We start from the raw sequence: 14,245 nt of genomic DNA, 5'->3' as shown, positions 1-14,245 counted from the left end.
TCACCCGCCCGGCGCCCGCACCATGTCCATCTCCTCCTCCCTCTCCATCGCCCAGCTCAATCCCGACGGCAGCGTGCCGGTGCCCACGCCGCCCGACGCGGCAGCCAATGCGGCCGCAGAGGCCTTGCAGCGCGAGGCGCAGTTCGAGGCCCTGCAGACCCAGGTGGAGGAGTTGCAGGAAATCCTGGCCAAGCCGCTCACCGAAATCCTGGCCGACCGCGAGAAGTTCAAGGACGCCGCTGCCGCCTGGGACTCCTTCGGCGCCATGTGGATGCTGTCCCAGCGCGCCATGAAGCGCGTGGCGCTGGACCTGGCTGCACAGCAGGGCGTGAGCGAGGAGGAGGTGGTGGCCCGCGCCATGCGCCATGCCACCGACGTGCTCAATGGCGATGGCGAGAACCTGGGCGGCACCATCGCCGAGGCCCAGTTGGCGCATATTGCGCGGCACCGGGCCCTGTTGCGCAAGCAGTTCCGCTAGGAAAACACCGGCCGGAAAAAGCTGCGCTCGTAGCTCATGATGCAGCCCGTTTCCTCGGCATAGCGGAAGGCTGCCTGGCATTCGGCATCCTCCATGGACCGCTGGCGATAGACCTCGTAGGAGGCCAGGCTGTCGAAGGTGAACAACGCCAGCGCGATGTTGTTCGCGCCCTCGCTGGGCATGAAGTAGCCGTGGTGCTGTCCGCCGAACTTCTCGACCAGCGGGATCCACAGCTTGCCGTAGTGCTCGAATTCCTTGAGCTTGCGGGTGTCGAGCACGTAGCGCAGGTAGATGGTGACGGCCATGCGCTGCTCCTCAAACGTGGCGCAGGCGGTAGGGCTCCTCGAAATCGAGGAAATCCTTCTCGGCCAGGGCGTCGTCGATCCAGGCCTTGACGCCGGGCAGGGCGCGCACGCGCTGCACATAGGCGGCGATCTGCGGGGGCAGTGGAAGGGCGTAGCTGTGCAGGCGCATGCACACCGGGGCAAAGTAGGCGTCGGCAATGGTGAACTCGCCGAAAAGCAGCGGGCCGCCATGCTCCTGCAGCAGCGCGCTCCACATGTCCATCAGGCGCTGCACGTCGGCACGCACGCCGGCCTTGTCGCGCCAGATCAGGGCCCCGGTCTCGGCCAGATCGGCCTCGATGTTCATGGGGCAGTTGCCGCGCAGGGCAGTGAAGCCGCTGTGCATCTCGGCGCACACGCTGCGCGCGCGGGCACGCGCCTTCGCATCCGTGGGCCAGAGCTTTTTGTCGGGATGGGTTTCGGCCACGTACTCGGCAATGGCCAGGGTGTCCCAGATGAGCAGGTCGCCGTCCACCAGCACCGGCACCTTGCCCGTGGGGCTCACGGCGCCGATGGCCCGCTTGAACTCCGAATCGGCGTCGAAACTGTCGAAGCGCACGCGGATTTCTTCGAAGTCGATGCCGGCCTGGCGCAGCAGCACCCAGGGGCGCATTGACCACGAGGAGTAATTCTTGTTACCGATGTAGAGCTTGGGCATGGTGGCCTCAGGTGGTGGCAATAGGGGCAAGACTTCCATGCTAACCCTGCGCAGGCGCCCGCATCAATGACTGATACAGGGGCTTTTGATGCGATTCGTGCATCAAAGCCAGTCTTGCCCCTCTTTTTTGTGCATATAGCAACGGGGGGGGCGGCACAATTAGCCGCTTTGCGGGCAGTTTTCTCTTTCGATCCATCCGGATCGGCGCGGGTGATGCGGTCGTCGTCTTTTTTGTACTTTTTCTTCAGGGCCCTGTGCCTGTTGACTCTGGTGGCTACGCTGCCCCTGGCCGCCCATGCTGCGGCAGAGCGCGATGTGCCGGCCCTCGTTTCGTCGAAGGCCGGGGGCATGCTGATCGTGCCATTCATGGGCATGTTCGAGGACAAAGGCCGTGTGCTGGACATCGAGCAGGTGCGCACCCCGGAGAACGAGGCCCGTTTCGCCTACCCCGACAACCCGCTGAAGGGCGCCGAGTCGGACCGCGTGCTGTGGTTTCGGGTGCGCCTGCAACTGGCCGACCCGGCGGATGCCCTGCGCGAGTTTTTGCTGCTGGTGCCGACCGTCTCCACCCACGAGCTGCGCTTTTACGGCCCCTACAACGCCCAGGGCGGCGCGCTGGCTGCCCCTGTGGTCACAGGCATGCGCCACCCCTGGGCCACGCGACCCGCGGACTCGGAGCAGATGGCCTGGCGCTTCAGCCTGCCTGACGACCAGATCTACACGGTGTACTTCCGTGTCGAATCGACTTTTGCGCGCTTCTACGCGGCCCGTGTCTGGGACCTGGCCGACTACCTGCAGGACACCCAGGACAAGCGCATGTTCGACGGCGTGTGCTACGGGCTGCTCATGGGCCTGGCGATCTTCAGCACAGTGATGCTGATGGTGTTTCGCGAGAGTATCTACGCCTGGTACCTGGTGTCGTGCATCGGTGCGCTGCTGGCGCTCGCGGGCTTCAACGGGCACACGCTGCGCTACCCCTTTGCCCACTGGCCGGCCGCAGCGGGCTTCTTCTACAGCCTGGCGCCACCGCTGTGGGCCATCTCCAAGCTGATGTTCGGCCGCAGCCTGCTGCGCCTCGCGGACTATGCGCCCCGGGTGGACAAGGTGGTGCTGGCGATGGTGGCGGCGCTCGCGCTGGCTGCGGTCTACGGCCTTCTGGGCTCGCATCCGCTGTGGCTGTTCCGCATGGTGCAGGGCTCGGTAGTGGCTTCCACCGTGGTGCTCACGGTCGGTGCCGTGATGGCGATGCGGCGGCGCTACTGGCCGGCGGTGCTGTACAGCGCGGGGGTGACCATCTTGCTGCTGGGCATCTGCGCCATCGTCGTGGCCAGTTGGGGCTGGGTGGCCTGGACGCCCCAGCAGATGGACATGACGCAGACCGTGCTGGTGGCCGAATCCATCGTCTTTGCTGCGGCCATGGCCTCCCGGGTTCGCCTGCTGCGCCGATCCGAGGAGGCGCTGACCGTGCGCACCCAGGAATTGGTCGAGGCGCTGGGCACCGATGCGCTCACTGGCGCCGCCAACCGTGCGGGTCTCACCAGCCATGGCGAAGCCGCCGTGCGCGGCGGCCAGCCGTTCGCGCTGCTACTGCTCGACCTGGACGGCTTCAAGGGCGTCAACGACACCTATGGCCACGCCGCAGGCGATGCCGTGCTGGTGGCCATGGTGCGCCGCCTGCGCACCCAACTGCGCACGGGTGACCTGGTGGCACGGCTCGGTGGCGACGAATTCGCCGTGCTGATCGCAGGCAGCCCGTCGCGCGACATGCTGGCCGCCATGGCCCGGCGCATGGCGGCCAGCGCCGCCGAGCCACTGGTCTTCGAGGGCCGCTCGCTCGTGGTCGGCATGAGCCTGGGCATTGCCTGCCACCCGGCGGATGGCCGCACCCTGGCTGAGCTGTTGCGCGCCGCCGACAGCGCCATGTACACCTGCAAGCGCCGTGCAGCCGGGGGAGACTGCTACGCTTTTGCGTCGGAGCTTGCGGGTAGTCCATGACCTGCGGCACCTGCCCCGGGGCACGGTGTGCTGCAGGGCCGTTAAACTAATGCACCGCCTGCCCATGGCATTTTCGGGCAGGCGCTGTCCTTGTCTTTTTGAATGGAATGCGAATGAACCCCGCTCCCGAATTCGATCTGTTCGGTGAAGTCCCGATCGCCCCGGCTTGCGCGCCAGCGAAAACCAGCCCGGCGAGCCTGAAGGTCAAGAAGACAGCCAAGGGAACGCTCAGCCCGGCGCAGCAGCGGTTCAACAAGTTGCTGGCAAGGGTGGACAACCTGGGACGGCAGATCCTAGATCTGGAACAAGTCGCTGGCCGGCTGCGGGGGCCCCATCTGGAGGAAATGTCGAAGCTCGAACATGGCATGGCGCTGACGCAGTCCGCCATGCTGCTGTTCCTGCATGAGCGCCTTCAGCGCAAGGGTTTGACGGTGCCGCAGCAAAAATCCGCGCGTGCCATCGTGCAGAGCCTGTTGCCGCAAGTGCGAGGGGAGATGGACGCCGGACAGTGGGACACACTGTTTGCGGAATACTTTCCGCCCGAGATGCAAGCACAACAGGCGCAGCAGCTGCAGGAGGCCAGGGACGACGTTCTGGATGCAGTGGAGGATTTTCTGGGGCGCCCCCTGGACCGGGAAACCTTTGACCACGCGGATTCTCCGCAGGAGTTGCTGGAGGCCGTGATGCGCCGTATGCAGTCCGAGCAGGAGCCGCCGCGCCCTCGGCCGGGGCAGCAGGCCCGGCAGCGCAAGGTGGACCAGCAGATGCAGGATGCCAAGGCCGCGATGCGCAGCATCTATCGTCAACTGGCCAGTGCCTTGCACCCCGACCGGGAGCCGGACGCGGCGGAACGCGAGCGCAAGACGGTGTTGATGGGCCAGGCCAATGCTGCGTATGAACGTGGGGACCTGACCACCTTGCTGCGCCTGCAGTTGCAGGCCAATCGGATGGATGAGGACAGTATTTCCCGCCTGGCCGACGAAAAGCTGGCCGAACTGACCTTGCTCCTGAAGGAGCAGGTGGCGTCGCTGGAGCAGGAGCTGGCCATCGCGGAGCAGCGCCTGGGCGATGAGCTGGGCGTTGCGGTTTCCGCCAGGATGAATGAACCCTTGCTGCAGCTGCGGCTGAAGCTGTTGCAGAACGATCTGGCCGACACCCTGCTGGTCATGCAGCACGATCTGGAGCGGGTGCGCGATGAGGCCGAACTCAAGCGCTGGCTGCGCGAGCAGGCAGCGCTGGCCCGCAAGCAGGAACGCGACGATGCGTCCCTGCTGATGCAGTTCGGCGGCTTTTACTGAGCCATTTTTCGACGGCTCAGTGTTTCCGCGGTGGTCAAATCGGCCAGACCACCCCGTTGTCATTCAGGATCGCATCCAGCGGCAGGTCGTACGACTCCGGCTCGAAATCGTCCAGGTAGCCATTGGTGAAGCCCAGCCCCACGGTGAAGGGCTTGGGCTGCAGCGTGGCCAGGGTGCGGTCATAGAAGCCCCCGCCATAGCCCAGCCGATAGCCGCCGGGCGCATAGCCTACGCAGGGCACGAACAGCAGGGTGGGCACGATGACCTCGGTGTCCTTGGGCTTGGGGATGCCGTAGGCGTCCTCCTCCATGGGGCAGCCGGGGTACCAGGCGTGGAAGGTCAGGGTCTTGTGCTGCTTGTTGACCACCGGCAGGCCGATGCGGCGCAACTGGGGCTCGTCCAGCAGCTCGCCGTCTTCCTTCCAGCGGTGCAGGGCAGGAAGCGGGTCGAACTCACCCTTGATGGGCCAGTAGGCGCCTATCACCGTGTCGGGCCGGTTCACGAGCCAGATGCGCATCACCTGTTGTAACAGGTCGGCCCGTTGTAGGCGATCGGGCAGGTTCAGGCGTTCTTCTATCAATGCGCGCCGCAGGGCTGCTTTGTCCATCAGATAATTCCCCCATGCAATTGCTTCAGATTTTGACACCGCTGCTGGTCAGCGCCGTGCTGGCCACCGCCGCGCCCCTGGTCCAGGCGGAAACCAAGGCCGACGATACCCTGTTGGAGATGCAGCAGGCGTTCAAGCGGGGCGACCGCAAGAAATTAGAGCAATTGTTGCCCGCCGCGCGCGGCCACGTGCTGGAACCCTGGGCCGCCTACTGGGAGCTCAGGCTGCGCCTGGCCGAGGCCTCGCCCTCGGAAATCCAGTCCTTCATGCAGCGCTATGCCGGCAGCTACCAGGAAGACCGCATGCGCAACGACTGGCTGCTGCTGCTGGGACAGCGGCGCGACTGGGCCCAGTTTGCCGAGCAGCACCCCAGCTACCGCATGTCCGACGACCGCGAGGTGCGCTGCTACGCCCTCTTGATCGACGACATCAAGGGCAGCGCGCCGGCGGCTGCGGCCGAAGACGTCAAGCGCAACTGGTATGCCCTGCGCGATAACGACGACGGCTGCACCCACGCTGCCAGCCAGCTGTACGCCAACAAGAAGCTCAGCGCGCTCGACGTCTGGCGCAAGGCCCGCTTCGCGGTGGATGCCAACCGGCCGCGCGTGGTGCGCAATGCCGTGGAGATCGTCGCACCCGATGCCGTGGCCCAGGTCAAGGAGCTGATGGACGCGCCCACCAAGTACCTCACGGGCCGCGCCACGGCCCGGGGCCAGGTGCGCCAGGAGCTGGTGACGCTAGCCCTCGTCAAGCTCGCCTCGGGCGATCCGGACAACGCTGCCGCCCAGCTCGACAGCAAATGGAGCGTGCACCTCTCGCCCGAGGAGCGCAACTGGGTCTGGGGCGTGATCGGCAAGCAGTTGGCCCAGAAGCTGTCGTCCGACGCCAATGGCCACTTCGCCAAGATCACCCGGGACGCCGATCTCAACGACGACCTGCTCGGCTGGAAGGTGCGCGCGGCCCTGCGTGCCGGCCAGTGGAAGGTGGTGCGCAAGGCCATCGACGCCATGAGCGAGGAAGGCCGCCAGGACAGCACCTGGGTGTACTGGAAGGCCCGCTCCCTGCTGGCCGGCAAGCCCAGCGAGGCCGAGCGCGCCGAAGCCCGCCAGCTGCTCGAAGGCATTGCCAGCACGCGCGGCTTCTACGAGCAACTGGCCACCGAAGAACTGGGCCAGCGCATCACCATGCCGCCAGCACCTGCGCCGCTCACGGCCGAGGAAAAGGCGGCTGCGCGCGCCAACCCCGGGCTCAACCGGGGGCTGTATGCCATCTTCATGGGGCTGCGCACCGAGGGCGTGCGCGAGTGGAACTACGCCACCAACCTGCACATCCCCGGCGGCATGCCGGACCGCGAGCTGCTGGCCGCCGCCGATTTCGCCTGCGCCCGCGAGGTCTGGGACCGCTGCATCAACACCAGCGAGCGCACGCGCAGCCTGATCGAGACCAGCCAGCGCTTTCCCACGCCGTTTCGCAACGCCGTGGTGGAGCGCGCCAATGGCATCGGCCTGGACCCGGCCTATGTGTACGGCCTGATCCGCCAGGAGAGCCGCTTCATCATGGACGCGCGCTCGCACGTGGGCGCTTCGGGCCTGATGCAGGTGATGCCCGCCACTGCGCGCTGGACGGCCAAGAAGATCGGCATGAACAATTTCACCGCCGAGCAGATCAACGACCGCGATACCAACATCGCCATCGGCACGGCCTACCTCAAGCTGGCCCTCGACGATTTCGCGGGCTCCATGCCCATGGCCGCTGCGGCCTACAACGCCGGCCCCGGCCGCCCGCGCAGCTGGCGCAACGGCCCCGTGCTCGATGCCGCCATCTGGGCCGAAAACGTGCCCTTCGGCGAAACCCGTGACTACGTGAAGAAGGTGCTGGCCAACACCACCAACTACGCCGCCATGCTCACCGGCCAGCCGCAGTCGCTCAAGAGCCGGCTGGGCACCATCGGCCCGCGCGATGCGGCGGCCCCCGAGGTGAACAAGGACCTGCCCTGACCGAAACAGCCCTGAAGGGGCTGTTTCACTTCATACCTCCGACCACATGCGCAGGAGGTTGTGGTATTGCCCGGTGAGGGACACGGTCTCTTCGGTCTCGCCCAGGCGCGCACGCAGCTTCTGGATGGTCTGGTCCATCTCGAACAGCATGGCGCGGCGTGCATCGTCGCGCACCAGGCTCTGCACCCAGAAGAACGAACACACGCGCTCGCCGCGCGTGACCGGCTCCACGCGGTGCAGGCTGGTGGACGGGTAGAGGACCATGTCGCCCGCAGGCAGCTTGACCTCGTGCGTGCCATAGGTGTCCACCACCACCAGCTCGCCGTCCTCGTAGTCCGCGGGTTCGCACAGGAACAGCGTGCACGACAGATCGGTGCGCAGCGCCGCCCCGTGGGGCAGGGGGCGCACGGCGCCATCGACGTGCAGGCCATAGGTCTCTCCGCCCGCGTAGCGGTTGAACAGCGGCGGCACGGTGCGCAGCGGCAGCGCCGCGCTGAAGTACATCGGATGCGCGGCCAGCGCCTGCAGCACGGTGCGCCCCTGCTCCAGCGCAACGGGGGAGTTTTCGGACAACTGCCGGTTGTTCTTGACCTGCGCCCCTTGCGCGCCCACGGTGGCCCGGCCGTCCACCCAGTCGGCGGCATCGATGGCCGCGCGCATGGCGCGCACCTGCTCGGGCGTGAGGACGTTGGGGATGTGCAGCATCATCGCGATAGGTCTCCAAAAATGGGAAGGCCCCGGGGTTGCCGGGGCCTTGATGGTAGACAGAACTCAGCCTGTCACCTTGCGCTGGGTCAGAACGTGAAGTTGGCCGTCAGGCGCGCCGAGCGGGGGATGCCCGGCGTGTAGCGGTAGCCACTCTTGTTGATGGCCGCCACGTAGTCCTTGTCGTCCAGGTTGTACACATTGAGCTGGATGTCCAGGTTCTTGTTGATGCGGTAGGAGGCCATGGCATCGAACACCCAGTAGGCCTCGGTGTAGGCGGGTGTGCCCACGGCGCCGTCGGTGCCGCGCAGCAGCTTGCCGGCATAGCGCGCGCCGCCGCCCACCGTCAGGCCGAAGGGCAGGCGGTAGGTGGACCACAGCGTGAAGGCGTTCTTGGGCGTGTAGGCCAGTGCCGTGCTGCCATCGGCCGTCTTGGGCACACCGCTGAGCACCTTGGTGTCCAAGGTGGTGTAGCCCGCGCTCAGCGACCAGTCGTTGGTGATCGCGCCGATGGCGGTCAGCTCGATGCCCTGCACGCGCTTCTTGCCAGTCTGCACGAAGTTGGCAGCGTTGGTGGGGTCCGTTTCGATGTCGTTGGTGACATCGGTGCGGTACAGCGCGCCGGCCAGGGCCAGGCGGTTGCCCAGCACCTCCCACTTGGTGCCGACCTCGATGGTCTTGGCCTTCTGCGGGTCGAACTTGGGGTTGGCTGCATTGTTGACGGCCACGCTCAGCTGGTTGTTGGCGCCGCCCGGGGGCTGTGCCGACGTGGCGTACAGGGCGTACACGCTGCCGTTGCTGGCGGGCTTGTAGACCACGCCGACCTTGGCTCCGATGAGGGTGTCGGACAGGCTGACCGCCGACGGCGTGAGCACGCCGGCCGGCAGCGCACCTTGCGTCACGGCATCGAAGTCGGTCTTGAACCGGTCCACGCGCAGGCCGCCCGTGATCTGCCACTCTGGCGACAGCTTGGCCGTGTCGAACAGGTAGGCCGCCACGGTGTTGGTCACGCCCTTGGACCACGCGCCGTTGGCGATGCGGTTGAAGCCGGTTACGTTCGGATTGGGGTTGTACAGGTTGGCCGCGGGCATGGAGCCTGCGCGCGCGTACGTGGTGCCTACACTGGCAAAGCCCTGGCCGTAGTAGCCCAGGTTGCTCTGCTCTTCACGCGACAGCTCCAGGCCTGCTGCGAGATCGTGCTGCACCGAACCGGTGTTGACCGTGGTGGTCAGGCTGGTCTGGTTGATGGCGATCTTGTTGGTCTGGTTGACGTTGGTCGGCAGGTTGCGCGTCACCGTCCAGGTGGAGGGATCGTTCGGGTTGGGCGTGGCCAGCAGGGCCGACGCGGCGGTGAGCGCACCGGTGGCGGGGAAGCCGCCGCCCATGAAGGCCGTCAGTCGGTAGTCGTTGTGCGTGCGGCCAAAGCGCGTGGTGTTGCGCAGCTTCATGCCCGAGGCGAAGTCATGCTCGATGCGCGCCGTGACCATGTCCATCTCCACCTTCGCATAGTCCGAGGTGGTGCCGTAGAAGTTGCTCGAATCCACGCGCCCTGCGGTGTTCAGGAAGGTGCGGCGGTTGGCCAGGGCCAGGGCGTCCGGTGAGGTGTAGCCGGGCAGGCCGATGGTGGGCACGCCGCCGTCGGGCACGTTGTCCTGGTTCACGTGCAGGTAGTTCAGGAACACGCGCGTGGGCGAGTTCAGGCCCAAGGCAAGCGAGGGCGCGATGCCCCAGCGCTTGTTCTTGACCAGGTCGCGCCCGGCGACGCCGGAGTCCTCGCTCATCACGTTCAGGCGGAAGGCGGCCCCCGGGTAGGCCTCCAGGGCCTTGTTCCAGTCCACCGTGCCGCGCTTGTACGAGGCGCTGCCCGCGCCCAGCGATGCCGCAAAGCTGTTTTCCAGCGTGGGCTGCTTGCTCACCAGGTTGATGGCGCCGGTAGGGGAGGTGCGGCCCGTGTCGGTACCGGCCGGGCCCTTGACCACTTCGACCTGCTGGATGTTGAACACGTCGCGCGAGACCGATCCCAGGTCGCGCACGCCATCGACAAAGATGCTGCTGGAGCTGTCGAAGCCGCGCATGTAGATCGCGTCGCCGGTGCTGGTGTTGCCGTTCTCTCCGAGATAGAAGGTACCGGCGCCGGGGGTGTTGCGCAGGGCTTCGGTCAGGGTCGAGGCGGCCTGCTCGCGCAGCACCTGCTCCTTGACCACCGAGATGGTCTGGGGCGTGTCCAGCAGCGGCTGGGTGAACTTGGGCGAGGAGACGGCATTGGCCTTGTAGTTGTCGGCGGCCGATTCGACCTTGACCTCCTGCAGCGTGCCGCCGGTGGCGGCGGTCTGTGCCTGGGCGGGCATGCCCAGGGCCACGAGGGCCGCCGTAGCCGCCATGCCGACGGGGTGTTTGCGGCTCTTGATGTAAGTGGTGTTGTGCGCCATGAAAGTATCCGTAGGAGTGAGAAACCGGAACTTGGCTGGCTGCAGGGACAACAGGCACGCGGAGAATGCGGCGTGGCAATGTCGGTCGATGGTGGCTGGCTGAGAACCCGCGCAGCCGAACGTACCGATGGCTTGCAGGAATATCAAATGATAACAATTATCATTTAATTGTGGTTACATATGGCAGCATCCAGTCCTCACGGCACCTGAAGATGGTCGAGAAATGTGGCGATGCAGCAACAGCGTGACGCGCAGGGGCACAGAAGGGCTTGAGAAGCCGCCCCTCTGGCAAAGGCAACGGGGTGCGACGTGACCCAGGCGTCTATTTCAGGCGTTGTGCAGCAACTCGCCCCGGCGCACGGCTGCGCCCGAGCGCACCAGGTCGTCCATCAGGCCCAGCAGCCAGTCGTCCTGGCCCTGGTCGCCAAAATGGCGCGCATGCAGCATGCCGAAGTAGGGTGTGGCGAGCGTCCAGGCCGTGAGGTCGGCCAGGCTGATCTGCTGCCACTCGAGCAGCTTGTACTTGAGCAGTACCTTGGCGGCGTAAAGCGCATGCTTGTGCGGGTTGCGCACGAAACCGTCCAGGCGGCGGCGTGCGCCCTCGATGGCGCGCGGTGCGTCGGCAAACACCGGGCCATGGCCCGGGATCACCGTGCGCGGCGCCAGGCGCTCGATCAGGTCGAGCGTGGCGCCCACCTGGGCGAATGCATCCTCGCCTTCGAGTTCGGGGAAGACCACGCCGAAACCGTTCTCCCACAGCGCGTCGGCCGAGATCAGGATCGCATCGCGCGGCTCGAACAGCACGACGGAATGCGTGTCGTGCCCCGGCGCGGCATGCACCTGCCAGGTGCGGTCGCCCAGCAGCACGCAGGACCCGGGGTCCAGCAGGCAGTCGGCACGGAATGGAGGGCACTGCTGGCCGGTGGGGGTGTAGCTCAGCGCGTAGGCGTCCCACTGGCGCACGTGCCGGGCCTGCCCGGGGGGGATGGAGGTGAGTGCGCGCGGCCAGGCTTTTTGCAGTGCGGCGTTGCCGCCGCAGTGGTCGCTGTGCAGGTGGGTGTTGAGCACCCGGTCCAGCGGCCTGCCGCCCAGGGCCGCCTGCACCAGGGCCACGGTCTGCTCGGCATGGCTGCAGTAGCCGGTGTCCACCACGGCGGTGTCGTAGTGGCCGATGAACAGGATGTTGTTGGCCGATAGCCAGCCGCGTTCCAGCACGGCGATTTCAGGGGGCAGAAAGGGCGCGGCAGAGGCGGGCGTGGGCATCAGGAGGGGACTGGCAGATGGCGTGGCGCAGCGGGTGACCCGCTGCTGCGATCTGCCAGCCTAACCCAGCGCAAGCGTCTGCCGGGTTATCCAAAACCCGTGCGTTACCGCGCAGATTGCATCAGAACGTGACACCGGCACACAGAATCACGTTCGCATAGGGCGTGCATTCCCCGGTGCGCACCATCACGCGGGCCTCGCGGCACAGGCGCTTGAATTCTTCGTGCGGCACCGCCTCGGGTGCCACGGGCAGGGTGCACCAGCCGGGCAGTGCCCCTGCGGCACGCTCCACGGCCTCGGTGGCGATCAGGGCGCGTTCGACCTGCATTTCGGACAGCACGGCCTGCAACACGTCGGCCACCGCCGGGATGCCCGGCGTCAGCGCCAGATCAATGCGCCGGGGGCCGGGCGGGATCGGCAGGCCCACGTCGCCGATCACCAGCATGTCGCCATGGCCCAGGCAGGCAATGGCGTGGGAGAGTTCGGCGTGCAGCAAGGTGGTGCGTTTCACAGCGGGATCCAGTCGGGTGGTTGCGGGCTTGCCGCCACGGCGGCCCGGGTGGGGATGGAGGGCTGGGCCCCCGCCTGCGTCACGCACAGCGCGGCAGCGCGAATGCCATCCCGCACGGCGGCGTTCAGCGGCTCGCCGCGCGCCAGGGCCACGGCCAGTGCGCCAAGGAAGGTGTCGCCTGCGGCGGTGGTGTCCACGGCCTTCACGGCCATACCCGGGTGGTGCGTGCTGCCCAGGGTGTCGGCTGCCACGGCGCCGGCTGCGCCCAGCGTGACCACCACCTGCGCCGGCCCCAGGCCGCGCAGCGTCTGTGCGGCCACGGCGGCGTCGGACACGGTTTCCACGGCAGTGCCTGCCAAAGCCGCAGCCTCCACCTCATTGACCACCAGCGTGTGCACCAGCGGCCACAGGCCCTCGGGCAGGCGCTGGATGGGAGAGGGGTTGAGCAACACGCGGCAATCGGCTGCAAACGCCTGCTGCGCGGAGGCCAGCACCTGGGTCAGGGGGGTCTCGAACTGCAGAACCAGGCTGTGGGCCTGGGCCAGTACGACGCCGAGGGCCTGTGTGTCGAGTTCGAAGCGGCCATTGGCGCCGGGTACCACGACGATGCGGTTCTGCCCGGTGGCTTCCACGGTGATGGCCGCCACACCCGTGGTCTCGGTGGGGTCGGTCTGCACGCCGCTGTGGTCGATGCCGTCCTGTGCCAGGCTGGTGCGCAACGTATGCCCGTAGGCATCGCCGCCCACGCGGCCGAACAGGTGCACGCGGGCGCCCTGGCGTGCGCAGGCCACGGCCTGGTTGCCGCCCTTGCCGCCAGGCACCAGGTGCAGTGCCTGGGCCAGCACCGTTTCGCCCGGGCCTGGCGCATGTGCCACCTGCAGCACCAGGTCCATGTTGAGGCTGCCCACCACCGCGATGTTGGGTGTGTCGTGCTTTGCCGCGGCCGTCATGGCTGGACCTGTGCCGTGGAAGCACGCACGCGCAGCTCGGGTTGCAGCATGACCTTGCGCGCATCCTGGCGCTTGCCGTCGATGCGTTCGAGCAGCATGTCCACCGCCAGCGCACCGATGCGCTGCTTGGGTTGGGCCACGGTGGTCAGCGGCGGGCTGGTGAAGGCGGTGAGCTCGATGTCGTCGAAGCCCACGATAGACAGCGCTTCGGGCACGCGCAGGTCACGCTCGTGCGCTGCGCACAGCGCGCCCATGGCCATCAGGTCGTTGCAGACGAACACGGCGGTGGGCGGCTGCTGCGCGCGCAGCACGGCATGCATGGCCTCATAGCCGCCCTGGCTGGTGAAGTTGCCGTGCCAAAGCAGGCCTTCGCCCGTGCCGCAGCCGGCATCGGCCAGCGCGGCGCGCCAGCCGGCGATGCGCTGCTCGCTGGGCGCAATGCCCTCGGGCCCGCCGATGCAGGCGATGCGCCGGTGGCCCAGCGACAGCAGGTGGCGCGTGGCCAGCAGGCCGCCCTGCATGTGGGCGGTTTCTACCAGGTCGCAGGGCTGCTGCTCGGCCAGCTCGATCTCGCGGTCCACCAGCACCGTGGGGATGGACAGGCCCGCCAGCTGCGTGGGCAGCGTGGCGTCGTGCCCGGTGGAGACGACGATCAACCCGTCGATGCGGCGTTCGGCCAGCACCTGCAGGTAGCTGCCCTGGCGGTGCGCCTCGTCGTTGGTGTTGCACAGGATGAGGTTGTAGCCCGCTCCGAAGCAGCGGTCTTCCACCGCGTGCACGATCTCGGCGAAGTAGGGGTTGGAGCTGTTGGGGATCAGCATGCCCAGCGTGCGCGTGTTGTTGCTCTTGAGGCTGCGGGCGATGGCGCTGGGCACGTAGCCCAGGGCGCGGATGGCTTTTTCGACGCGCTCGCGCCCCTCGGGGCTCACGTGGCGCGTGCCGTTGACCACGTGGGACACCGTGGTGACCGATACGTCGGCATGCCGCGCAACGTCCTTGATAGTAGCCAT

Annotated in this window: 13 protein-coding genes; 4 read left to right on the top strand and 9 right to left on the bottom strand. The window is 67.1% G+C overall.

Going from position 1 to position 14,245, the window contains the following annotated elements; all coding sequences use genetic code 11:
- The first annotated feature begins 22 nt into the window (after positions 1-22).
- Positions 23-478 carry a hypothetical protein gene (locus ASE28_RS09635; protein ID WP_057266408.1) on the top strand — a complete coding sequence of 152 codons (456 nt, stop codon included), beginning with the start codon at positions 23-25 and terminating at the stop codon, positions 476-478.
- Here the strand turns inward: ASE28_RS09635 and ASE28_RS09630 are convergent.
- Positions 475-783 (bottom strand): NIPSNAP family protein, encoded by a 309-nt coding sequence (locus ASE28_RS09630; RefSeq protein ID WP_057199988.1) that lies wholly within the window; start codon positions 781-783, stop codon positions 475-477. The genes ASE28_RS09635 and ASE28_RS09630 overlap by 4 nt on opposite strands.
- A gap of 10 nt (positions 784-793) precedes the next feature.
- The gene (locus ASE28_RS09625) at positions 794-1,480 is read right to left on the bottom strand and encodes a glutathione S-transferase family protein (protein ID WP_057266407.1); all 687 of its coding nucleotides are present in this window, start codon (positions 1,478-1,480) and stop codon (positions 794-796) included.
- A 270-nt stretch (positions 1,481-1,750) separates the two neighbouring features.
- Here ASE28_RS09625 and ASE28_RS09620 point away from each other — a divergent pair, with 270 nt between their 5' ends.
- Positions 1,751-3,475 (top strand): diguanylate cyclase, encoded by a 1,725-nt coding sequence (locus tag ASE28_RS09620; protein ID WP_235516083.1) that lies wholly within the window; start codon positions 1,751-1,753, stop codon positions 3,473-3,475.
- A gap of 113 nt (positions 3,476-3,588) precedes the next feature.
- Complete coding sequence (locus ASE28_RS09615) at positions 3,589-4,773, top strand: hypothetical protein (RefSeq protein WP_057266405.1); 1,185 nt, start codon at positions 3,589-3,591, stop codon at positions 4,771-4,773.
- Between the two features lie 34 nt (positions 4,774-4,807).
- Here the strand turns inward: ASE28_RS09615 and ASE28_RS09610 are convergent, their stop codons facing one another.
- Positions 4,808-5,380, bottom strand: coding sequence for a 5-formyltetrahydrofolate cyclo-ligase (locus ASE28_RS09610; RefSeq protein ID WP_057266404.1), 573 nt, complete (start codon positions 5,378-5,380; stop codon positions 4,808-4,810).
- Positions 5,381-5,394: 14 nt separating this feature from the next.
- On the opposite strand from ASE28_RS09610, the gene ASE28_RS09605 reads away from it, so the two are divergent.
- Positions 5,395-7,377 carry a lytic transglycosylase domain-containing protein gene (locus tag ASE28_RS09605; RefSeq protein ID WP_057266403.1) on the top strand — a complete coding sequence of 661 codons (1,983 nt, stop codon included), beginning with the start codon at positions 5,395-5,397 and terminating at the stop codon, positions 7,375-7,377.
- Positions 7,378-7,407: 30 nt separating this feature from the next.
- Here ASE28_RS09605 and ASE28_RS09600 read toward each other — a convergent pair whose 3' ends face one another.
- The 6 genes from ASE28_RS09600 to ASE28_RS09575 form a co-directional block, all read right to left on the bottom strand.
- A complete protein-coding gene (locus tag ASE28_RS09600; protein ID WP_057266402.1) occupies positions 7,408-8,085 on the bottom strand; it encodes a Fe2+-dependent dioxygenase in 678 nt (225 codons plus the stop codon).
- A gap of 86 nt (positions 8,086-8,171) precedes the next feature.
- Positions 8,172-10,511: a catecholate siderophore receptor Fiu gene (locus ASE28_RS09595; protein WP_057266401.1), complete on the bottom strand. Its 2,340-nt coding sequence runs from the start codon at positions 10,509-10,511 to the stop codon at positions 8,172-8,174.
- A 327-nt stretch (positions 10,512-10,838) separates the two neighbouring features.
- Positions 10,839-11,774 (bottom strand): MBL fold metallo-hydrolase, encoded by a 936-nt coding sequence (locus ASE28_RS09590; RefSeq protein ID WP_057266400.1) that lies wholly within the window; start codon positions 11,772-11,774, stop codon positions 10,839-10,841.
- A 121-nt stretch (positions 11,775-11,895) separates the two neighbouring features.
- The gene (gene rbsD, locus ASE28_RS09585; RefSeq protein ID WP_057266399.1) at positions 11,896-12,285 is read right to left on the bottom strand and encodes a D-ribose pyranase; all 390 of its coding nucleotides are present in this window, start codon (positions 12,283-12,285) and stop codon (positions 11,896-11,898) included.
- Positions 12,282-13,235 (bottom strand): ribokinase, encoded by a 954-nt coding sequence (gene rbsK / locus ASE28_RS09580; protein ID WP_057266398.1) that lies wholly within the window; start codon positions 13,233-13,235, stop codon positions 12,282-12,284. Before rbsK ends, rbsD begins: the two co-directional genes overlap by 4 nt.
- Positions 13,232-14,245 carry a LacI family DNA-binding transcriptional regulator gene (locus ASE28_RS09575; RefSeq protein WP_057266397.1) on the bottom strand — a complete coding sequence of 338 codons (1,014 nt, stop codon included), beginning with the start codon at positions 14,243-14,245 and terminating at the stop codon, positions 13,232-13,234. The genes rbsK and ASE28_RS09575 overlap by 4 nt, the downstream gene beginning before the upstream one ends.

This window comes from Acidovorax sp. Root219 (assembly GCF_001428665.1).
GTDB lineage: Bacteria > Pseudomonadota > Gammaproteobacteria > Burkholderiales > Burkholderiaceae_C > Acidovorax.
The sequence above is the reverse complement of the archived record's forward strand: the minus strand, read 5'-3'. Positions and strand labels throughout refer to the sequence as shown.